13 protein-coding genes are annotated in these 21,857 nt (G+C 72.2%); 9 read left to right on the top strand and 4 right to left on the bottom strand.

Annotation, left to right across the window (positions count from 1 at the left end; genetic code table 11):
- The first annotated feature begins 166 nt into the window (after nucleotides 1–166).
- Nucleotides 167–2,092, top strand: a complete 1,926-nt coding sequence (locus NQU54_RS00950) for a S53 family peptidase (protein ID WP_257629345.1) — start codon at nucleotides 167–169, stop codon at nucleotides 2,090–2,092.
- A gap of 64 nt (nucleotides 2,093–2,156) precedes the next feature.
- Here the strand turns inward: NQU54_RS00950 and NQU54_RS00945 are convergent, their stop codons facing one another.
- Nucleotides 2,157–3,257, bottom strand: a complete 1,101-nt coding sequence (locus tag NQU54_RS00945) for a mechanosensitive ion channel family protein (RefSeq protein WP_257629282.1) — start codon at nucleotides 3,255–3,257, stop codon at nucleotides 2,157–2,159.
- 444 nt (nucleotides 3,258–3,701) lie between these two features.
- Between NQU54_RS00945 and NQU54_RS00940 the strand changes: the two genes are divergently transcribed.
- On the top strand, nucleotides 3,702–4,241 hold the full coding sequence (locus tag NQU54_RS00940; protein WP_257629281.1) for an HNH endonuclease: 540 nt from the start codon (nucleotides 3,702–3,704) through the stop codon (nucleotides 4,239–4,241).
- Between the two features lie 152 nt (nucleotides 4,242–4,393).
- On the opposite strand, the gene NQU54_RS00935 is transcribed toward NQU54_RS00940, so the two are convergent.
- On the bottom strand, nucleotides 4,394–7,402 hold the full coding sequence (locus NQU54_RS00935; protein WP_257629344.1) for a glycoside hydrolase family 84 protein: 3,009 nt from the start codon (nucleotides 7,400–7,402) through the stop codon (nucleotides 4,394–4,396).
- Nucleotides 7,403–7,795: 393 nt separating this feature from the next.
- On the opposite strand from NQU54_RS00935, the gene NQU54_RS00930 reads away from it, so the two are divergent.
- From NQU54_RS00930 to NQU54_RS00905, 6 genes are all read left to right on the top strand, one after another.
- Entirely contained in the window at nucleotides 7,796–8,086 is a 291-nt protein-coding gene (locus NQU54_RS00930) for a hypothetical protein (protein WP_257629280.1), read from the top strand.
- Complete coding sequence (malQ, locus tag NQU54_RS00925) at nucleotides 8,086–10,359, top strand: 4-alpha-glucanotransferase (protein WP_257629279.1); 2,274 nt, start codon at nucleotides 8,086–8,088, stop codon at nucleotides 10,357–10,359. Before NQU54_RS00930 ends, malQ begins: the two co-directional genes overlap by 1 nt.
- 128 nt (nucleotides 10,360–10,487) lie before the next feature.
- A complete protein-coding gene (locus tag NQU54_RS00920) occupies nucleotides 10,488–12,218 on the top strand; it encodes an alpha-L-fucosidase (RefSeq protein ID WP_257629278.1) in 1,731 nt (576 codons plus the stop codon).
- A 94-nt stretch (nucleotides 12,219–12,312) separates the two neighbouring features.
- Nucleotides 12,313–12,555 carry a hypothetical protein gene (locus NQU54_RS00915; RefSeq protein ID WP_069865781.1) on the top strand — a complete coding sequence of 81 codons (243 nt, stop codon included), beginning with the start codon at nucleotides 12,313–12,315 and terminating at the stop codon, nucleotides 12,553–12,555.
- 281 nt (nucleotides 12,556–12,836) lie between these two features.
- The gene (locus NQU54_RS00910) at nucleotides 12,837–13,811 is read left to right on the top strand and encodes an acyl-ACP desaturase (protein WP_257629277.1); all 975 of its coding nucleotides are present in this window, start codon (nucleotides 12,837–12,839) and stop codon (nucleotides 13,809–13,811) included.
- Between the two features lie 21 nt (nucleotides 13,812–13,832).
- Entirely contained in the window at nucleotides 13,833–15,626 is a 1,794-nt protein-coding gene (locus NQU54_RS00905) for an SEL1-like repeat protein (RefSeq protein WP_257629276.1), read from the top strand.
- A gap of 263 nt (nucleotides 15,627–15,889) precedes the next feature.
- On the opposite strand, the gene pepN is transcribed toward NQU54_RS00905, so the two are convergent.
- Both pepN and NQU54_RS00895 read right to left on the bottom strand, forming a co-directional pair.
- Nucleotides 15,890–18,460 (bottom strand): aminopeptidase N, encoded by a 2,571-nt coding sequence (gene pepN / locus NQU54_RS00900; protein WP_257629275.1) that lies wholly within the window; start codon nucleotides 18,458–18,460, stop codon nucleotides 15,890–15,892.
- Nucleotides 18,461–18,712: 252 nt separating this feature from the next.
- Nucleotides 18,713–19,738 (bottom strand): aspartate-semialdehyde dehydrogenase, encoded by a 1,026-nt coding sequence (locus tag NQU54_RS00895; RefSeq protein WP_257629274.1) that lies wholly within the window; start codon nucleotides 19,736–19,738, stop codon nucleotides 18,713–18,715.
- Nucleotides 19,739–20,054: 316 nt separating this feature from the next.
- On the opposite strand from NQU54_RS00895, the gene NQU54_RS00890 reads away from it, so the two are divergent.
- The gene (locus NQU54_RS00890) at nucleotides 20,055–21,797 is read left to right on the top strand and encodes a TIGR03767 family metallophosphoesterase (protein ID WP_257629273.1); all 1,743 of its coding nucleotides are present in this window, start codon (nucleotides 20,055–20,057) and stop codon (nucleotides 21,795–21,797) included.
- Nucleotides 21,798–21,857 lie beyond the last annotated feature (60 nt).

Genomic DNA, 21,857 nt, shown 5'->3' with positions numbered 1-21,857 from the left:
TATCGCAGGGGGCCAGGTGAGATCTTCCTCTTTCAGAGCGCGCACAACTTCCAGAGCGCGCACGACTTCCAGAGCGCGCACAACCTCCGGAGCGCGCACGACATTCAGAACGCGCGCGACCCTTGTCCGCAAGGGCACGGCCGCCCGAAAGCGCGCGGCCCTGGGGCTGGCGACGGCGCTGCCGCTGGTGGCAGGTGCGCTGGCGCTGGGCATACCCACGGCCCAGGCCGACTCCGCACCGCATGGCCGTGACACCCTGAGCGGCACCAAGCCCGCCTGGGCGACGGCGGGTTCGGACCGCGGCGCGACCGATGACGGCAACAAGGTCAGCGCCCGCGTCTACCTCGCCGGACGGGACGCCAAGGGGCTGGCCGACTACGCGAAGGCCGTGTCCGACCCCTCCTCACCGCACTACGGCGCATATCTGTCCGCCGGGCAGACCCAGGCACGTTTCGGACCGACACGGCAACAGAAGGACGCCGTCACCGCCTGGTTGAAGGGCTCGGGGATCGAAGTCACCGGCGTGAACCAGCACTATCTGTCGGTCACCGGCGATGTCGCCGCCGCCGAGCGGGCGTTCGGCACCCAGCTGCACGACTACACCAAGGGCGGCAAGGTCTACCGGGCGCCGTCGAACGCGGCCACCGTGCCCGCCTCGCTCCACGGCGCCGTGCTGACCGTCGTCGGCCTGGACAACGCGCCCAAGCGGGCCAAGCACGACGAGACCCTCCCGCCGCCCGGCCCGGTCTTCAAGAACGCCGGGCCGTTCTCGGCCTACTACGGCTCCCGGACCGACCGGAGCCTCCCCTCGGCCTATGGCGCCAAGCAGCCGTACGCGATCAAGGGGTACACCGGCAAGCAGCTGCGCGCCGCCTACGGCGCCAAGAGCCGTAACACCGGTAAGGGCGTCACCGTCGCCATCACCGACGCCTTCGCCTCGCCCACCATCGCCGCGGACGCCGCCCGGTACGCCCAGCGCAACGGCGACCCGGGCTACCGCAAGGGCCAGCTGACGCAGGTGCTGCCGGACGACTACCGGTACACCGAGGAGTGCGACGCGAGCGGCTGGTACGGCGAGGAGACCCTCGACGTCGAAGCGGTGCACGCCGTGGCCCCCGCGGCCGACATCGTCTACGTCGGCGGAGCCTCCTGCACCGACGACGATCTGCTCGACTCGCTCGCCAAGGTCGTCGACAACCGGCTGGCCGACATCGTCTCCAACTCCTGGGGCGATGTGGAGGCCAATGAGACGCCGGACGTGGCCGCCGCCTACGACCAGATCTTCCAGCAGGGCGCGGTCGAGGGCATCGGCTTCTACTTCTCCTCCGGTGACAGCGGCGACAACGTGGCCTCCACCGGCACCAAGCAGGTCGACACCCCGGCCAACTCGGCGTGGGTGACGGCGGTCGGCGGCACCTCCCTGGCCGTCGGCAAGGGCGACACCTACCAGTGGGAGACCGGCTGGGGCACCACCAAGGCCAACCTCTCGGCCGACGGCACCGGCTGGGACGCGCTGCCCGGCGCGTACACCTCGGGCGCCGGAGGCGGTACCAGCAAGACCGTCGCCCAGCCCTTCTACCAGCGCGGAGTGGTGCCGGACGCGCTCGCCCTGGCCAACGGCGGCACGGCCAGGCAGCGGGTGACACCGGACATCGCGGCCGTGGCCGACCCCAACACCGGCTTCCTGGTGGGCCAGACGCAGACCTTCCCGGACGGGTCGCTCCAGTACGGCGAGTACCGCATCGGCGGCACCTCGCTGGCCGCGCCCGTGATCGCCGGTGTCCAGGCGCTCGCCCAGCAGGCGCGCGGCGGCCAGCCGATCGGCTTTGCCAACCCGTCGCTGTACGACCGGTACGGCACCGCCTCGTACCACGATGTGACCGATCACCCGCTGGGCGCCGGAGTCTCGCTGGGCGTGGTCCGGGTCGACTACGTCAACAGCCAGGACGACTCCGACGGGCTGGTGACCTCGCTGCGCAGCCTCGGCCGGGACAGCTCGCTCCACGCGGTCGTGGGCTATGACGACGTGACCGGTGTGGGCACCCCCGCGGCCGGCTACCTCACCTCGTTCGGCGGGCACCACCGCCGCTGAGCCGCCGGGTCCGACGCGGCTCCCGTTCCGTTCCGGGGCGGGAGCCGCGTCATGTCCGCGGCGCTCACTTCTGTATGGGCGGCGGCACCGTCGAGGAGGGGGCGGCGGGCGGACCGCCGGCGGAAGAGATCGGGCTGGCCGCCATCGACTGCGGCGAGTCCGGGTTGGCCAGCGCCGACGGCGCGGCCGTGGTGGCCGCCGGATCCGCGGCGTCGGTCTGGAGTTCCGGGTCGAGGGGCCGGCCGACGAGCTCGATGTCCGCCTCGGTCAGCGCCTTCTTGATCCGCCAGCGCAGCTCCCGCTCGACGCCGAGCGCCTTGCCGGGCATGGTCCGCACGGAGACCCGGACGACCATCGAGTCCAGATAGACCGCGTCGAGCCCCAGGACCTCGATCGGCTCCCAGAGCCGCTCGTTCCACGGCTCCTCCTTGGCCATGTCCACACCGACCTGGGTGATCACGGACCGGACCTGGTCCAGATCCTCCTCGGCCCGTACCTGGACATTGAGTCCGGCCGTCGCCCAGCCCTGGCTGAGGTTGCCGATCCGCTTCACCTCGCCGTTGCGCACATACCAGATCTCGCCGCCGTCCCCGCGCAGCTTGGTGACGCGCAGACCGACCTCGATCACCTCGCCGGAGGCCACCCCGGCGTCGACCGTGTCGCCGACTCCGTACTGGTCCTCCAGGATCATGAAGACACCGGAGAGGAAGTCGGTGACCAGATTGCGGGCGCCGAAACCGATCGCCACACCCGCGACCCCGGCGCTGGCCAGCAGCGGCGCCAGATTGATCTCCAGCGCGGAGAGGATCATCAGCGCCGCGGTGCCCATGATCAGGAACGAGGCGACGGAGCGCAGCACCGAGCCGATCGCCGCGGAACGCTGCCGCCGTCGCTCCACATTGACCAGCAGCCCGCCGAGCGCGGTGCCGTCGACGGCCTGGGCCGTGCGGTTCATGCGCTCTATCAGCTTGGTGATCGCCCGCCGGACGACGGACCTGAGCACGAAGGCGATGATCAGGATCAGGGCTATGCGCAGGCCGATGCCGAGCCAGGTGGACCAGTTCTCCTCCACCCAGCCCGCGGCGTTCGTGGCGCTCTTCTGCGCATCGTCGAGAGTCGTGGGACGAGGCGTCGAGTCAGCGGCCAGAGCAGCGGACCAGAACACAGCAGAAACCCTTCGTATGCGACATGCCCACACGGATCACCCGTGCGCGCAACCTCTCACACATTAGCCGGGCATGGGGTGCGCCGTTCCTGTGTTCGAGAGCGCGCGAGCGCGCCCGGGGGGCGCGTACGAGCGGGTCCGGAGGCGTCAGTTCCACCTTCTGCCCCGGCCGGAGGCCGCGCGACGGCCCCGGTGAGGAGGGTCCGTGATTCTTGCCACTTCGCGGTCGCCGCCGGCCGCCGTGCGCGAGGGCGCCGGAAGGCCGTGGGGGCGGTGGTCAAGCGGCCGGTGTCCCCACCGCGTACGGGCGGTATACGTGCGGTACGCGGAAATGCCTCTCAACCGTTAACCCGGTGATAGTGGCGTTCCGGCCAGGGTTCAGGGGAAACTGGGGGAGATCGTCCCGGCGCGAGCCACGCGCCGCCGGCGTACAAGGAGGCCCCCGTGCCGCATGTCCTGGTCCTCAACGCGTCGTACGAGCCCCTCGGCGTCGTACCGCTCCGCCGCGCGCTCATACTCGTCCTCAATGACAAGGCCGTCAGCCTCGAGGACTCAGGCGCCCTGATGCACAGCGCTACCCGCGTGATCCCCGCACCCAGCGTCGTCCGGCTCAAGCGCTTTGTGCGGGTGCCCTTTCGCGGCCCCGTTCCGCTCACCCGCCGCGCGCTGTTCGCCCGTGACGGCGGCAGATGCGCGTACTGCGGTGGCGTCGCAACCAGCGTCGATCACGTCATCCCGCGCAGCCGTGGCGGGCAGCACACCTGGGAGAACGTGGTCGCCGCGTGCCGTCGCTGCAATCACGTCAAGGCAGACCGCCATGTCGCCGAGATCGGCTGGCGACTGCGGCATCAACCCGCGCCGCCGTCGGGGCTCGCGTGGCGGATCATCGGCACGGGCCATAGGGACCCGCGCTGGCTGCCATACCTCCAGGCATACGGCGCGGAAGATGCCATGGCCCGGATCGACGGCAGTAGATCTGCCTGAGAGACCGGGCCATTACTGTGTCTGCTCGCGGGAGGCCCCTGGGTCCTGTCGGGGGGATCTTCACGGCTCCGTGAAGATCCCCCCGACAGGACCCCGTTCTTCCGCGCCGCCCACGGGGTGTCCGCCGCGAGGGGAACAGCCCGCCGCAGGCGTCAGGACCCGTCGGATACCGCCTGGTCCTTCTGGACCGCATAGGCGGCCACCGACCAGAGTGAGTAGCCGAAGCGGGTGGCGCGCTCGACTCCCTGGATACGGATGAAGCGCGTGTCCGGGGCGTCCAGGCCGATCGACTCCTTGCCGCCCTTCCCATGGGCGACCGTCGCCGCGTCGCGCCAGGTGCGGCCGTCCCCGGAGACCTGGACGCGGTAGCAGGAGGCGTACGCGTCCTGCCAGCTCAGATCCAGCCGGCCGATCCGGGCCGGGCGGGCCAGCTCCAGCTGGAGCCAGGCGCCGTCCTCGGGCCGGGAGGACCAGCGGGTGTCCGCCTTGCCGTCGATCACGGCGGACGCCGGGAAGCCGTCGGCCTCGTCGCCGGACGAGGTCGCCTTCGTGCCCTCCGCACGGGCCAGGTCCGGGCCGCCGGTGCGCGGAAGCGCCCTTACGGTCAGCATGCGCTCCTCCGACCCGAAGCGGACCGGGAGGGTGTAGCCGCCCGGCTTGGTGCCCTGGGCCACCGATATCTCCAGCCGGGCGGTCGCCGTACCGCCGCGCGGGGCCGTCACCCCGGCGGGGGCGCGGACGGTGATGCCGCGGGGCGCCCTCACCGTAAGGTCGCCGTTCACATCGCCTGGGCGGTGGGAGATCAGCTGGGCCTCGACGACGGCCGCCCCGCCGCCTATCTCCGCGTCCGCCGTCTTGTGGGACAGCGTGAGCCCGGCGTCCGGGGTGTCGCCGAACCAGGGTGTGATCTCGTGCACGGCCGGCGGGGTGGTGCCGGCCGGCCAGCTGAGCCGGACCGCGTCCGCCAGCAGGTCCTTGTCCCCGTCCGCCGCCCTGACCTGGGTGAAGCCGCTGCCCGAGAGCGCGCCGATACGGCGCCAGCCCGCACCGGGGACATGCGCCTCGACGGCGCCCGGCGAGGCGTCCTTGACCTGGGCGGTGAGCGCGGAGACGGAGGAGAGCGGACGGCTGCGGCCGAAGCGCACGGTGACCGGGCGGCCGGGCGATGCCACGTCGGTGGCCGTCTTACCGTCGGCGGCCGCGCGGTCGTCCTTGCCTGTCCGCAGCCCCAGCTTGGGGGCCCGGTCCACGCCGGACCAGGCGTCCGCCCGGATCAGCGCCTTGGTGAGGAAGGGGTCGAGGACGCCCTTGCCGACCGTGACCCGGCTGTCGCCGATCCTCTCGCGCAGCGCCTCCACCGCGAGCTGTGCCTTCCAGGCCCCCGCGCCGTCGCCGCGCGCCTGGGCGGTGAGCATGTCCACGGCCCGTACGCCCGCGTCGCCGTAGCGGCCCAGCTGGTCCAGCCAGGGCCGCACATCGTCGCCCAGCGTGCGGGACAGCCGCTCGGGGGCGTCACGCATCGTCTTGAAGGCGTCGCGCAGCCGACCGGCCGAGCGCTCCAGCCGCTCCACGTCCGTACCGCCCAGGGCGGTCCAGAACGCGTCGATGAGCGGGAGCAGATACGCGGACTCGTCGCCGTCGAGCACCGAGGAGGCGTCGTTCCCGGCGAGGGCGCGCAGGGCGGCGCGGGTTTCGGCGTCGGGCCCCGCGAGGTCGTCGATGGCCGCCTGCCAGGACTCCTGGGGGCGGTAGCCACGCGGGTTCCAGGCGAAGTCGGCGGCGGTGAACAGCGGGATCCGGGAGGCGGTCGGCTGCTCCATGGCGTTGGCCAGCAGCGCCGCGGACTGGGTGGCCACCGCCGGGTCGCGGCCGGTGTACGGGCCGAGGAAGATCCGGTCCTGCGCCCAGTCGTTGACCGGGTAGTTGTCCATGGTGACCAAGCGGTGGCCGAACGCCGAGCGGGCACCGGCCAGCTCACCGCCGGTGATGGTCCTGGGCACCACCCCCACTCCGGTCCAGGCCACCTCCACCTTCTGGTCGAGCGCGCCGGCCAGCGAGCGCCGGAACTCGGTGTCGCCGTCCTGGTAGTACTCGGTCGGCATCAGGGACAGCGGGTCCGAGCCGGGGTGGTGGTCGGCCAGATGGCGGGCGAGGGCGTTGGCCACCTTGGCCTGCGCGGTGGCGGCGGCCTCGGGGCCGGAGCCGAATTCATCGGCGTCGGCGCCGCAGTGCCACTCGCTGTAGCTGACGTCCTGGAACTGGAGCTGGAAGGAGCGCACCCCGAGCGCCCACATGGCGTCGACCTTCCGCAGCAGCGCCCTGAGGTCCTTGGCGGACGAGAAGCACATCTCCTGGCCGGGGGCGACCGCCCAGCCCAGGGTCACATGGTTGGCCCGGGCGCGGGTGGCCAGCTCGCGGAACTCCTCGCGCCGTTCGGCGGGGTAGGGGTCGCGCCAGCGGGCCTGCCGGTAGGTGTCGTCGCCGGGCGCGTAGAGATAGCGGTTCTGCTTGGTGCGGCCCATGAAGTCGAGCTGGGCCAGCCGGTCCCGGTGCGACCACGGGGAGCCGTAGAAGCCCTCCGTCATGCCCCTCACGGCCGTCCCCGGCCAGTCGCGGACGGTCACCCCGGCGAAGGCGGAGCCCTGGCCGTCCCGCTTCACCAGCAGCTGGCGCAGCGTCTGGACGGCGTGGAAGAGACCGTCCGGGCCGACGCCGGACAGCGCGACCGTGGGCCGCCCGTCCACCGGGCCCGTGGCCAGGAGATAGCCGCCGGACGGGAGGTCGCCGCGCTCGGGTGCGCGCAGGGCGCGCAGCGCGTCGGCCGCGCCCCGGCCGCCGACGTGCACCACCAGCCCGCCGGCCGGGGCCTTGCCGCCGGGCGTGGCCTCGTTCACGGTGCGCACCCCCGCGTCGTGCAGCAGGGCGCGCAGCGCGTCCAGGGCGTACGGATCGGCGTCGCCGTCGGCTATGAGCGTGGCCTCGTCCCCCACGGCCACCTCCGCCCCTTGCGCCCGCAGCGACTGAGGGCGCGGCCATACGGGCGGTATGCCGTCGCGGCTGTCGCGCTCCGGTGTGGCGGCGCCCGGGGCGCCGTGGTCCGCAGGTGCGGCGGCGGCCGCGGGTGCGCCGCCGAGCAGCCCCCCGATGACCGCGGCGGCCATGGCCGTCGCGCTCGCCGCCCTCGGCCTCTTCCCCCCGAACTGCACTGGCCTCTCCTCGATCCAGATAGCCGGTCCCCGTAGATGTGGCGCCGATAGGCGTGAGCCCACCACCAGGCCGGTGAGGGTGTCAACGCGAGCGACCGAACTGTCGGCATTGCCGCAAGAGCCACGCATCGTGCGGACCGGCGCCGGGTGCGGCGCGCCCGGCGCAAGTCTGACGGATGAAGGGCGGTCCTGTTCGTAAACTCTGTGCCCCCGACCCCTTGCCGCCGTGAAATCGCCGCCCAGAGGGTATGTGACCTACAGCACGTACGGGGGGCGTTTACGTCTGCGTCCGTCCGGAGTGGGTAGGGCTCGGGATGACCCACTGCCGACAACCCCACGGAGGTCCGTGTGGCCGCGTCAGCTCAACTCCTCCTCTCCGCCCTGTCCAAACCCGGACCCGAGGCGTCCAGCGAACCGGATCCCTTCGACGGTGTCTCCGACCCCGAGTGCGGACTGTGCGGCCTGGACGGCTTCGGGTCCGGAAGCGCCACCGAGGCGCCCCTCACCAGCGAACCCCCGCTCTCCGACAACATCCCCCTGACCAGCGAGCCTCCGCTCGCCGCCGAACCTCCCCTGACGAGTGAGCCGATCGCCGCCCTCACCGGCGCGGGCGCGGGCTGCGAGCCGATGGAGTACTGATGGGCAGAGCGCGGCTCGCCGAGCTGCACGGTGTCGCCACCTCCTACCAGCCCGCCCCGGGCCGCACCGTCCAGGTGCCCGAGGACACGGTCGTCGCCGTACTCGCCGCGCTCGGCGTGGACGCCTCGACCCCCCGATCCGTACGCGAAGCGCTGGACCGGCACGACAGCCGGCTGCGCGACCGGCTGCTGCCCCCCTGTGTGGTGGTGCGCCCCGGCAGGGCGCCCCGGCTGAGCCTGCCCGAGGGCACGGCGCTGCGGGTGCGTGCCGAGGACGGCGCACCGCATACGCGGGGGCGGGCGGCCGCGGGGGCCCACGGAACCGATGGCGCCCTTACGGCACGCACCCGCGAGGGCGGCGCCCTCAGGGGCGGCGCGCTCGCCGGCGGTGCTCTCACGGGCGGCGCGCTGACAGATGGCGTCCTTACGGAGGGCGCCACGGCCGATGGCCTCCTCATGGAGGGCGTCACCGCCGATGGCCCCCTTACCGCGCTCGCCGCGCTCCCGCCCGGCGCCCACACCCTGTTCGCCGAGGCCCCCGACGGCCGCCGCGCCACCGCCCCCCTCATCGTGGCCCCCGACCGGATGCCGTTATCCCCGGTCCGCAGCCACGGCTTCCTGGTGCAGCTCTACTCGCTGCTCTCCGCACGCTCCTGGGGCATGGGCGACCTCGGCGACCTGGCCGACCTCGCCGCCTGGTCGGGGCGGGCGCTCGGCGCCGGTTTCGTCCAGATCAACCCGCTGCACGCCGCCGTGCCCGGCACCCCGGCCGCGCCCACCGACCCCTCGCCGTACCGCCCCTCGTCGCGGCGCTTCCCCGACCCGGTCCATCTGCGGATCGAGGACGTGCCCGAATACGCCCATCTGCGCGGCCGCGCCCGTGCGCGGGCCGATCAGCTGCTGGAGGCCGCCGCGGCCCTCCGTACGTCCGTCCTGCGCGAGGGTGCCCTCATCGACCGGGACGCCGTCTGGGCCCTCAAGCGCGAGGCGCTGGAGCTGGTGCGGACGGTTCCGCTCGGCCCCGGCCGCCGCGCCGCCTACTGCGACTTCCTCGCCGAGCGCGGCCAGGCGCTGGAGGACCACGCCCTGTGGTGCGCGCTCGCCGAGACCCACGGCCCCGAATGGCGCGCCTGGCCCGGCGGCCTGGCCGATCCGCGTTCGGCGGACACCGCCCGTGCGCGGGCCGAGCACCTGGACCGCACCGACTTCCACTGCTGGCTCGCCTGGCTCACCGACACCCAGCTGGCCGCCGCCCAGCGCGCCGCGCGCGACGCGGGCATGGACATCGGCCTCGTGCACGATCTGGCGGTCGGGGTCCATCCCTCGGGCGCCGACGCCTGGGCGCTCCAGGACGTCTTCGCCGCCGGTATGTCCATCGGCGCGCCCCCGGACGCCTTCAACTCCCGGGGCCAGGACTGGGGCCTGCCGCCGTGGCGCCCGGACGCGCTCGCGGCCACCGGCTACGCCCCCTACCGCGGTCTGCTGCGCGGCCTCCTACGGCATGCCGGAGCGCTCCGCATCGACCATGTGATGGGCCTCTTCCGGCTGTGGTGGGTGCCGGAGGGGCGGGAGCCGACCGAGGGCTGTTACGTCCGCTACGACGCGGAGGCGATGCTCGCCGTGCTCGCCCTGGAGGCGCACCGGGCCGGGGCGGTCGTCATAGGGGAGGACCTGGGGACGGTCGAGCCGGGGGTGCGGGAGGAGCTGGAGCGGCGGGGGGTGCTGGGCACGTCGGTGATGTGGTTCGAGCGGAACTACAGCGGCGCCGGTCCGGCGCGGCCGCTGTCGCCTGAGGAGTGGCGGGCCGACTGCCTGGCCACCGTGACGACCCACGACCTGCCGAGCACGGCCGCCCGGCTCACCGGCGACCACGTCGAACTCCGCCACCGGCTGGGCCTGCTGACCCGCCCCCTCGCCGAGGAGCGCGCCGCCGAGGCGGTCGAGGTCGCCGAGTGGCTGGCGCTGCTGGGGCGGCTCGGGATGCTGCCGGAGGGGCCCGGGGACGAGGAGGCGGCGGTCAAGGCGGTCCACCGCTTTCTGCTGCGTACCCCGGCGAGGATGGTGGGCGTATGGCTGCCGGACGCGGTGGGGGACCGCCGACCGCAGAATCTGCCGGGCACCTGGGACCAGTACCCCAACTGGCGGCTGCCGATCGCCGATGCCGAGGGGCGCCCGATGTCCCTGGAGGAGCTGGTCGCCTCGCCGCGGCTGCGCGCGCTGATGGCCGAGGTTGCCCGGCTCGCGCCTCGTGACCCCGGTGCCCTCGCCCCCTAACTGCCCTGACGCCCATAGGTGGGAGCTCTGCCCTGCGCGGTCTCCTCAGATCGCCTCCCCTCTGGCAGTCTGTCATGGACACCGCCATAGAGATCCGATCAATGACGATCGGAGAGCTGGAGGGGACCATGGCACGGCCTCGGGGCGGAACGCCCGGCACCCACCGATCCCGTGGACGGCGGCGTGCGCTGCTCGCGCTCCGCGCCCTCGCCCTGGCCGCCCTCGCGGCCGCCGCGGTCCCTCCCGCCCCCACGGAGGCCGCCGCACGGGCCGGATGCGAGGGCCCCGTCACCCCGGCCCCGCAACAGACCGTCGAGGACTGCGACACCCCCGCCCGCATCGTCGACAAGGCCGCCCACACCGTCCCCACCGCCGGGCAGCGTGCCTGGCAGCGGCGCGAGATCACCGCCTTCACCCACTTCGGCATGAACACCATGACCGGCCGCCAGTGGGGCTCCGGGGCCGAGGACCCGAGGCTCTTCGACCCGCCCGGGCTCGACATGGACCAGTGGATGCGGGCGTACAAGGCCGCCGGCGCCGAGCAGGTCATGCTCACCGCCAAGCACCACGACGGCTTCGCGCTCTACCCGAGCCGCTACACGGACCATGACGTCGCGGCCAGCCCCTGGTGGACGAACGGCCCCGGCGGCAGGAACCCCGACGGCGACGTCCTGGGCGCGTACGTCAAGGCCGCCCGTAAGGCGGGACTCGAGGTCGGCGTCTACCTCTCGCCCGCCGACGGGGCCGAGCTGCCGCACGCCTGGCACGCCCGGTGGGTCGAGAGGATCCGCGAGAAGCAGCAGAACGGCGAGGAGCTGTCGCTGCCCGAGCGCATGGCCCTGGAGGACGGCGACCGCGCACCCGCGGGACAGGGCCGCTACGGCAACGGGAGCGAGCCCACCGAGCGCACCATCCCCACCCTCGTCCCCGGCGACGACCGGGCGGAGAAGGTTGCCTCCGGCGCGCTGCCCACCTTCCGCTTCAGCGCCGACGACTACGACGCGTACTACCTCAACCAGATCTACGAGATCCTGACGCAGTACGGCCCCATCGACGAGTTCTGGCTGGACGGCGCCAACCCCTGGAGCGGTGCGGGCGTCACCCAGAAGTGCAACGTCAGGAACTGGTTCGAGCTGATCCACGCGCTCGCCCCGGATGCCGTGGTCTTCCAGGGAGCGCAGGGTGTGCGCTGGGTGGGCAACGAGGACGGCGTCGCCCGGGAGACCGAATGGTCGGTGACCCCGTCCGCGGTCGACCCGTGGACCGTCATCGGCGGCGGGCTGCCCAATGACTCCACCGACGCCGACATCGGCTCGCGCGCCAAGCTGACCGCTCCGGGCGTGCGCCATCTCCAGTGGTACCCGGCCGAGGCCGATGTCTCGATCCGCCCCGGCTGGTTCCACGACCCCGCGGAGCGGCCCAAGACCCCGGGTCAGCTGATGTCGCTGTACGAGCGCAGCGTGGGCCGCAACGCCTCGCTGCTGCTCAACGTCCCGCCCGCGAAGGACGGCCGGATCGACGACGCCGATGTCGCCTCCCTTACGGCCTTCGGCAAAGCCGTAAGGACGACATACGGCAGCGGAGCGCGGCCCGCCCCCGGCCATCCGGTGACCTTCGACCGGGTGCGGCTCGGCGAGGACATCCGGCAGGGGCAGCGGGTCGAGGAGTTCACCGTGCGGGCCCGGGTGGCGGGGACATGGCGGGATATCGCCTCCGGTACGACCATCGGGGCCCGGCGCATCCTGCCGCTGGCCGCGCCCGTCACCGCCGACGGACTGCGGATACGGGTCCTCGCCTCGCGCGCCGCACCACGGCTGCTGCCGCCCACCGTCCACCTCGGCGCGGCGGGCCGCCGCTGAGACGATCTCGCAGTGGTGATCATGGGCATCCCAAGGCGATGGTTAAGGCCACCCCGGGCACGCGGCGCCGGGGAGCATCGGATAACTTGACTCCGTGAGCAACAAGGTCAAAAAGAACGCCGTGCGCGCCGGTGCAGTCAGCGCCGTGACGACGGCGCTGCTGCTGATGTCGTCCCCCGCGTTCGCGCTCATCCGCGACGACGGTGACGACCCGGGTCCGGGCCTGAGTGTCGCCGAGACATTGGGCCTCTATGTCGCCGCTCCGATCGTTCTCTTCCTGGTGATCGCGGGTCTGGTGATGGTGGGAAGCAAGAAGTCCCGCAACCAGACCGACTGACGCGATCGATCGACGAAGCGCGCGCACGCCGCTGCACGGCGCCCCGGCCGGATGGCCGGGGCGCTTTTGTCGTATGCGGGTTTGTCGTACGCGGGGCGGTCGTGTCCGGTCGCGCGCCACCCCCGGGCGCTTCGCCGCCCCGGATCACCAACTGTGACCGTGTCACGTCGAGTTCACCGAACGCCATCCACAGGCCCCGGGCCGTTTATTTTCGCTTTAACCTACGGTGGCGTAACCTACGGGGCCGTAGGTAAAGCGCCCCCGTCCCCTGGAGCCCCACCGTGACACTCGCCCCCGCCCACAGCCACGGTCAGGCCGTATGGAGCGACACCCAGCTCCTGTACGCACTCGAAGAGGTCGTCGAGACCGAGCTCAACCGGCACCTGAAGGTCGCCAAGGAGTGGATGCCGCACGAGTACGTCCCCTGGAGCGACGGCCGGAACTTCGACGGGGTCATGGACGGTGAGGCGTGGGCGCCCGACCAGTCCAAGGTCAGCGACGTCGGCCGGATCGCGCTCGTGGTCAACCTCCTCACCGAGGACAACCTCCCCAGCTACCACCACGAGATCGCGACCCTGTTCGGCCGGGACGGCGCCTGGGGCACCTGGGTGCACCGCTGGACCGCGGAGGAGGGGCGCCACGGCATCGTGATGCGCGACTACCTGCTGACGAGCCGCGCCGTCGACCCGGTGCAGCTCGAGCGGTTCCGCATGGCGCATATGTCCGAGGGGTTCGAGTCGGACAACCAGCACAGCATGCTCCACACCGTCGCGTACGTCGCCTTCCAGGAGCTGGCCACCCGGATCTCGCACCGCAACACCGGCCATCACTCCGGCGACCCGGTCTGCGACCGGATGCTGGCGCGCATCGCCACCGATGAGAACCTGCACATGATCTTCTACCGGAACCTGCTCGAGAAGGCGTTCGAGCTGGCCCCCGACCAGACCATGTGTGCCGTCCGCGACGTGGTGGTCAACTTCCGCATGCCGGGCCATGGCATGCCCGGTTTCGAGCGCGCCGCCGCCCAGATCGCCATCGGCGGCATATACAACCTGCGCATTCACCACGACGACGTCCTCCAGCCCGTGCTGCGCTTCCTGAAGGTGCTGAAGATCGGCGGGCTCGGCCCGGAAGGGCTCAAGGCACAGGAGGAACTGGGCCTCTACATGGGTGGGTTGGACGAACAGGCCACCAGGTTCGACGAGCGGCGCGAGGCGCTGCTGGCCCGGCGCAGGGCCCGTGCCGAACGATCGTGATCACTCTGGCACCATCGGGTGATGGTCGAACATTCATCGCAAGACGCGGCGGTGGATCCGGCAGCCGAGGAGGCCCGGCTGAGGGCCGCCGCGGCTGCCGGGAAACCGGAAGCGTACCGGGCCTACGCCGAACATCTAACCGGCCTGGGACGCCTGGACGAGGCCCTGCCGTGGTGGGCCAGGGCCGCCGACACCGGGGACGCGGACGCCTCGCGCACGCTCGCGATCTGTCATAAGGACCGCGGCGAGTTCGCCGAGTCCGAGCGGTGGTACCGCACGGCCGCCGACCGCGACGGCGGCTGTGCGTTCGGCCTGGCCCGGCTGCTCCACGAGGCCGGCGACACGGCCGGTGCCGAGACCTGGTACGAGCACGGGGCCGCGCTCGGCAGCGTCGAATGCAAGACCAACGGCGCCGTGCTGCTGGCCGCCCGCGGCGAATGGGACACCGCCCTGGGGCGGCTGGCCGAGGCGTCCGCCGAGGGCGACGACGTGGCCGCCCACAGCCGCCGGGCCATCCAGGAGATGCTCGAGGACCTGGACGGCTGGCGCGCGGCCCTCGCCCGGGCCGAGGCCGAGGGCGACCCCGAGGAGGCGTACGAGGCGCTGCGCGATCTGCTCGACCCGGACCGCAAGGCGATGTTCGAGCGCTACCCCCGGATGGTCGCGGAGGCCGAGGCGCTGTACGCCGGGGCGGCCGCGGTCGGCAGCGCCAAGGCGCTGGTGGACCAGGCCCTCTTCATCGCCCGCGACGCCAGCCGCTGGGACGAGGCCCGCGCCCTCGTCGAACGCGCCCATGAGCGGGGCTACGACGGCGCGGCGTACGTCCTCGGCGTCTGGGCCGAGGAGAACGGCGAACCCCGCGCCGCCGAGCGGTGGTACCGCACGGCCGACGAGGCGGACGGCGGCCACATATGGGCCCGCTTCAACCTCGGTGTGCTGTGTGTCCGGCAGCGGCGGCTGGAGGAGGCGGAGCGGTGGCTGGGGGCCGCGAGGGGCGACGGTGCCGATGGTGGTGACGGTGTCGACCGGGAGGACGGCCCGCACTCGTTCGACGAGGGCGAGGAGCGGATCGTCCAGGCGCTCCAGGACATCGCCGCGATCCGCGCCGACCCCGAGCGGATGCCGCCCGCCGAGTGGGCGGAGCGCCTGGAGGGGCTGCGGGCCCGCGCGGACGAGGGCGGCCCGGACGCCTGGTTCGCGTACGCCGACGCGCTCGACCGGCTGTACCGGCTCCCGGAGGCCGCCGAGTGGTACCGCAAGGCGGGCACCCCGCGCGCCCTGCTCGCGCTCGGGCGGATGCTGTACGAGGGCGGCGGCGCCAAGGGGGTGCGGATGGTGCCGTACTACGAGCCCGCGGCGGCCGAGGGCGACGCCGGGGCCGCGTACGACATCGGCCGCATCCACGACGAGGCCGGGGACCGGCGCACCGCCCAGATCTGGTTCCGCCGGGCGGCCGACCTCGGGCACGGGCGCGCGGCGTGGTGGCTCGGCTGGACCTCGGAGGAGCGCGGCGGCGATCCGCAGCACGCCGAACGCTGGTACGTGCGCGCCGCGCGCAGCGGACTGGTGCCACCGGCCTTTCTCGCCGGGCGGAGCATGGTCCGGCGCGGGGCGTGTGCGGAGGCGGAGCCGCTGCTGAGGGTGGCGTGCGAGGGGGAGCACCAGGAGGCGCCGTACTGGCTTGCGCAAGCCCTGCGGGGGCTTGGGCGGAAGGAGGAGGCGGAGCGATGGCTTCGCGTGGCCGCGGAGGCGTATCCGGACCTCCTGCACCAATACGGCGACATGGCCCGCCCGGCCCTACGAGACCCTAGATAGCGGCAGTTTGTGGGCAATCGTCCCGTGGGGCGGGGCGGGTGGGCACAAACCGGCCACCGGCCGGTACTCGGGGGCGATGCCTCAGCCCGCACCGGGCTGGCCCGTCCCGGGTCGAGGTTTCGTGGCCGGGTGCGGCCCGGTGGCCGGGCTGTGCCCACCCGCCCCGCCCCGCGGAACGATTGCCCACAACCAGGAAGGGTTGCCCACATCAAGGTTTCGCGTCGCCGTGCGAGGCGTACGGCCTCGCACGGCGCCGCGCCCGGTCAGCCCGCGTCCGCGTCCGCGGCCTGCGCGCGCAGCGCGCGCTCGATGCCTGCCCGCGACTCCGTCACCAGGCGCCGCAAGGCCGCCGTCGGCTCGGACGCCGCGAGCCACGCGTCCGTCGCGTCCAGCGTCGCCCGCGAGACGTGCAGCGCCGGGTAGAGGCCCACCACGATCTGCTGCGCCATCTCATGGCTGCGGCTGTGCCAGATGTCCTTCGCCACCGCGAAGTACTTCTCCGTGTACGGCGCCAGCAGCTCCCGCTGATCGGTCTGGACGAAGCCGCCGATCACCGCTTCCTGTACCGCGTTCGGCAGGTTGTCGCTCTCCACGACCGACGCCCATGCCTCCGCCTTGGCCTGCGGGGTCGGCCGCGCGGCCCGCGCCGTCGCGGCGTGGCGCTCGCCCGCGGAGGTCTTGTCGCGCTCCAGCTCCGCCGCGATGGCCGCCTCGTCCGCCCGTCCGGTGGCGGCGAGCCGCTCCAGCAGCGCCCAGCGCAGCTCGGTGTCGATGGCGAGGCCCTCGATCGTCTCGGTGCCCTCGAGCAGCCCGGAGACCAGGTCCAGCTGCGCGTCGGTGCGGGCGGTCGCGGTGAAGGCCCGCGCCCAGGCCAGCTGGTGGTCGCTGCCCGGAGCCGCCGCGCGCAGGTGGTCGAGGGTGGCCTCGGTCCACTTGGCCAGGCCGGTCTCGCGCCAGGCCGGTGCGGCGTACAGGTCCAGGGCCAGCTTCACCTGGCGGTGCAGCGACTGGACGACGCCGATGTCCGACTCCTTGGCGATGCCCGAGAGCACCAGGGCCAGGTAGTCGCGGGTGGCCAGTTCGCCGTCGCGGACCATGTCCCAGGCCGAGGCCCAGCTCAGCGCGCGCGGCAGCGACTCCTCGAAGTCGCCGAGGTGCTCGGTGACGACGGCCAGCGAGTCCGGGTCCAGCCGTACCTTCGCGTAGGTGAGGTCGTCGTCGTTGAGCAGGATCACCGCGGAGCGCTTGGTGCCGACCAGCTGCGGCACCTCGGTCAGCTCACCGTCCACGTCCAGTTCGATGCGCTCGGAGCGGATCAGCTTGCCCGTCGCGTTCAGGTCGTAGAGCCCGATGGCGATGCGGTGCGGCCGCAAGGTCGGCTCACCCGTGGCGCCCTGCGGAAGCGCCGGGGCCTCCTGCCGCACCGCGAAGGAGGTCACGGTGGAGCTCGCGTCCGTCTCGATCTCCGGCCGCAGCACGTTGATGCCCGCCGTCTCCAGCCACTGCTTGGACCAGGTCTTCAGATCGCGCCCGCTGGTCTCCTCCAGCGCGCCGAGCAGGTCCGACAGCCGGGTGTTCTGGTAGGCGTGGCGCTTGAAGTACGCCTGGACGCCGCTGAAGAACTCGTCCATCCCGACGTAGGCGACCAGCTGCTTGAGCACCGAGGCGCCCTTGGCGTACGTGATCCCGTCGAAGTTGACCAGGACGTCGTCCAGGTCACGGATCTCGGCCATGATCGGGTGGGTGGACGGCAGCTGGTCCTGCCGGTAGGCCCACGTCTTCATGGAGTTGGCGAAGCTGGTCCAGGCGTGCGGCCACCTGCTGCCCGGCGCGTGGGCCTGGCAGGCGATCGAGGTGTAGGTGGCGAACGACTCGTTCAGCCACAGGTCGTTCCACCACTCCATGGTGACGAGGTCGCCGAACCACATATGGGCCAGCTCGTGGAGGATGGTCTCGGCCCGCGCCTCGTACGCCGCGTCGGTGACCTTGGAGCGGAAGACGTACTGGTCGCGGATGGTCACCGCGCCCGCGTTCTCCATCGCGCCCGCGTTGAACTCCGGCACGAACAGCTGGTCGTACTTGGCGAACGGGTACGCGTAGTCGAACTTCTCCTCGAACCACCCGAAGCCCTGCCGCGTCACCTCGAAGATCGCGTCCGAGTCGAGGTACTCCGCGAGCGAGGGGCGGCAGTAGATGCCCAGCGGCACCGAGCGGCCGTCCTTCTCGTAGGAGCTGTGCACGCTGTGGTACGGCCCGACGATCAGCGCGGTGATGTACGTGGAGATGCGCGGGGTCGGCTCGAACCGCCAGACGTTGTCCTTCGGCTCCGGCGTCGGCGAGTTCGAGATGACCGTCCAGCCCTCGGGCGCCGTCACGGTGAACTGGAGCGTGGCCTTCAGGTCGGGCTGCTCGAAGCTGGCGTACACCCGGCGGGCGTCCGGCACCTCGAACTGGGTGTAGAGGTACGCCTGCTGGTCGACCGGGTCGACAAAGCGATGCAGCCCCTCACCGGTGTTGGTGTAGGCGCAGTCCGCGACCACTCGCAGCTCATTGCGCCCGGCCAGCAGCCCCGGCAGGGCGATCCGCGAGTCCTTGAAGACCTCGTTCGGGCTCAGCGCGTCGCCGTTGAGCACCACCTCGTGCACCGTGGGCGCCACCAGGTCGATGAACGACTCCGTGCCCGACTCGGCGGCGTCGAAGCGCACCGTGGTGACAGAGCGGTAGGTACCGCCCTCCTGGGCGCCGCTCAGGTCCAGTTCGATCTCGTACGCGTCCACCGTGAGGAGGCGCGCCCGCTGCTGCGCTTCCTCCCTTGTGAGGTTGGTGCCAGGCACGTCGGCTTACTCCCGTTCGTCATGTGCGGTACGCCATGCGTCAGGCGGATGGCCATCCTCGCATGTCGGACGGTCAGCGCCGGTGGACCGGTTTGTCCACGGCGGAAAGCGCGGGGTGAACACGGCGACGGGGCTGACGGCGGTGGCGGGCGGCGCGGTACGCCGAGGGGGGCACGCCGAAAGGGGGGCACGCCGAAGGGCGGGCGGCCGGATGGTCGCTCCCCCTTCGGGCTTTCGGGCGATGCGCGGGCGTCAGCCCAGTTCGGCCGCCACCAGCTCGGCGATCTGCACCGCGTTCAGCGCCGCGCCCTTGCGCAGATTGTCGTTGGAGAGGAACAGCGCGAGACCGTGCTCGACCGTCTCGTCCACCCGGATCCGGCCCACATAGCTGGGGTCCTGGCCCGCCGCCTGGAGCGGGGTCGGGATCTCCGAGAGCGCCACGCCCGGGGCCGAGGCCAGCAGCTCATAGGCGCGCTCCACGCTGATCGGACGCTCGAAGCGGGCGTTCACCTGGAGCGAGTGGCCGGTGAAGACGGGGACCCGGACACAGGTGCCGGACACCTTCAGCTCCGGGATCTCCAGGATCTTGCGGCTCTCGTTGCGGAGCTTCTGCTCCTCGTCGGTCTCGAACCGGCCGTCGTCGACGATCTTCCCGGCCATCGGGAGCACATTGAACGCGATCGGGCGCGCGTACACCCCGGGCTCGGGGAAGTCCACGGCCGCGCCGTCGTGGGTGAGCTCGGCCGCGCGGTCGGCGGTCTTGCGGATCTGGCCGTCGAGCTCGGCGACGCCGGACAGCCCGGAGCCGGAGACGGCCTGGTAGGTGGTGGCCACCAGGGCGGTGAGCCCGGCTTCGGCGTGCAGCGGGCGCAGCACGGGCATGGCGGCCATGGTGGTGCAGTTCGGATTGGCGATGATGCCCTTGGGGCGGTCCACCGCGGCATGTGGGTTGACCTCGGCGACGACCAGCGGCACCTCGGGGTCCATCCGCCAGGCCGAGGAGTTGTCGATCACGACCGGGCCCTGTGCGGCGGCCTTCCCGGCCAGCGCCTTGGAGGTGGCGCCGCCCGCGGAGAACAGGACGATGTCCAGACCTGAGTAGTCGGCCGTGGCGGCGTCCTCGACGGTGATCTCGGTGGCGCGCCACGGGAGCGTACGACCGGCCGAACGGGCGGAGGCGAACAGCCGCAGCTGCTCGGCCGGGAAGTCACGCTCGGCGAGCACCCTGCGCATCACTCCGCCGACCTGGCCGGTCGCGCCGACGATTCCGATCCTCATATCAGCCCTTTTCCTTGGTTGTGCCTGTTCGAGGCGCCTACCCTCCTGCCAAGTGTCTCAGGCGGCTTCGTTACCCGCCCGTGATTTTTCCCATGGCGGGGCCCGGTTCCCAGATCGGATGAACGCCAAGTGAGCGGAAGAATTCCTGTTCACAAGGGCGCGATGACCGTTTGCTACCGCCAAGATCCACGTGTCGATATAGGCGATCGGCGTTGCCGTCTCGTTCACTCCCAGGCCATTCCCGATGCCAACGATCCGAGGTGAGGGCAGCCGTGCTGCCCGCCCGTTTCCGCGTGTCCACTCGGGGAGATCGCGCATGTCCCGCATACGGTCCGTACGGTCCGCCGCAGCTGCCGTCACCGCCCTCGACCGGCGCACCTTCCTCGCCGCTGCCGCCGCCACCGGTGCTACGGCCGGTCTGGGGCTCGCCTTCGGGCCCGGCAGCGGTTCGGCCGGCGCCTCGCAGCCCGCCACCGCGCACGCCGCGGGCCGCCGGGTGGTGCAGGCCCCGGCGGCGCCGTCGACGGCCGGTACGACGCTGGAGACGTTCTCGGCCGCACACGGCGCCACCGGCTACCGGCGGCTCGCCGACGGCCCCGCCTGGAGCCGTGAGGTGCGGAGCGAGATCACCGGCGCCAAGGGCGGCCGCGAGGACCGGCGGACCGCGCTCGCCTCGTTCGTCCAGCTCACGGATCTGCATCTGACCGATGTCCAGCACCCGATGCGCTACGAGTTCCTGCGCGCAGGGCGCCCCGGGGCGTGGCGGCCGCACGAGGCGCTGACCATCGCCGGTGTCGCCTCGCTCATCGAGCGGATCAACGGGCTGCGCGGCGGACCCGCCACCGGGGCGCCGCTGTCGTTCGTCATGACCACCGGGGACAACACCGACAACAACGCCAAGATCGAGCTGGACTGGTTCCTGACCGCCATGAACGGCGGCCGGATCACCCCCAACACCGGCGATCCGCGCCACTACGAGGGCGTCCAGAACAGCGGACACAAGGCGTTCTGGCACCCCGAGCAGGCGCTGCGCGACGCCGACAAGAAGCTCGGCTTCCCGCGTGTCGACGGTTTCCTCGCCGCCGCGCTGCGCACCGTCAACAGCCCAGGGCTGCGACTGCCGTGGTATTCCACCATCGGCAACCACGACGATCTCGCGGGCGGGGTCTACTCCTTCGGGCGCGGCTACTACACGGACTTCGCCACCGGAAAGCGCAAGCTGGAGATCATCCCGGCCGCCGACGCCGAGCGGCTCTTCAAGGGGACGCGCGTCGGGGACGACCCCAAGGGCGCGCAGATGAAGGCGCTGCTGGACGCGCACGCCAAGGACATGCGCACGGTCACCCCCGACGAGCGCCGCGCGCCCTTCACCCAGGACGAGTACCTGGCCGCGCATCTGGACCCGGCCGCCACCGGCCCCGGGCCGGTCGGCCACGGCTACACCAAGGCCAATCTCGAACAGGGCACCCTGTACTACTCGTTCCGGATCTCCGAGAACGTGATCGGCATCAGCCTGGACACCACCGACCCCGGCGGCCACTACACCGGTTCGCTCGGCACCGCCCAACTGCGCTGGCTGGAGCGGACGCTGAAGGCCCACAAGGACGACTACGTGATCGTCTTCAGCCACCACTACAGCCGCAGCCTGGACAACATGAACCGCGACCCGGGCCGGCCGGGCGAGGCCCGCCACGGCGGGGACGAGGTCGTCGCCCTCTTCCAGCGCCACCCCAAGGTGCTGGCCTGGATCAACGGCCACAGCCACAAGAACGAGATCACCCCGCGCGGCACCTTCTGGGAGATCACCACCGCCTCGCATGTGGACTTCCCCCAGCTGGCCAGGGTGTTCGAGGTCGTGGACAACCACGACGGCACGATCTCCCTGTTCACCACGCTCATCGAATCGGCCGCGCCGCACCGCACGGACTTCTCGGACCTGTCCCAGACCGGTCTCGCGGCCCTCTACCGCGAGCTGTCCTTCAACGCGCCCGGCGCCAGCCAGAAGCTGGCCGGTGACGCGACGGACCGCAACACCGAGCTGCTGCTGCGCAAGCCCTGACCCCTCCCGCTGCCCTCCCGCTCCTCTCCCGCTCCTCTCCCGCTCCCGTGAGGCCCCCTG

It is taken from the genome of Streptomyces malaysiensis subsp. samsunensis, from assembly GCF_024519315.1.
Lineage (GTDB): Bacteria > Actinomycetota > Actinomycetes > Streptomycetales > Streptomycetaceae > Streptomyces > Streptomyces malaysiensis.
Note: the sequence above shows the minus strand (reverse complement) of the source record. Positions and strands in the feature narration are given on the sequence as shown.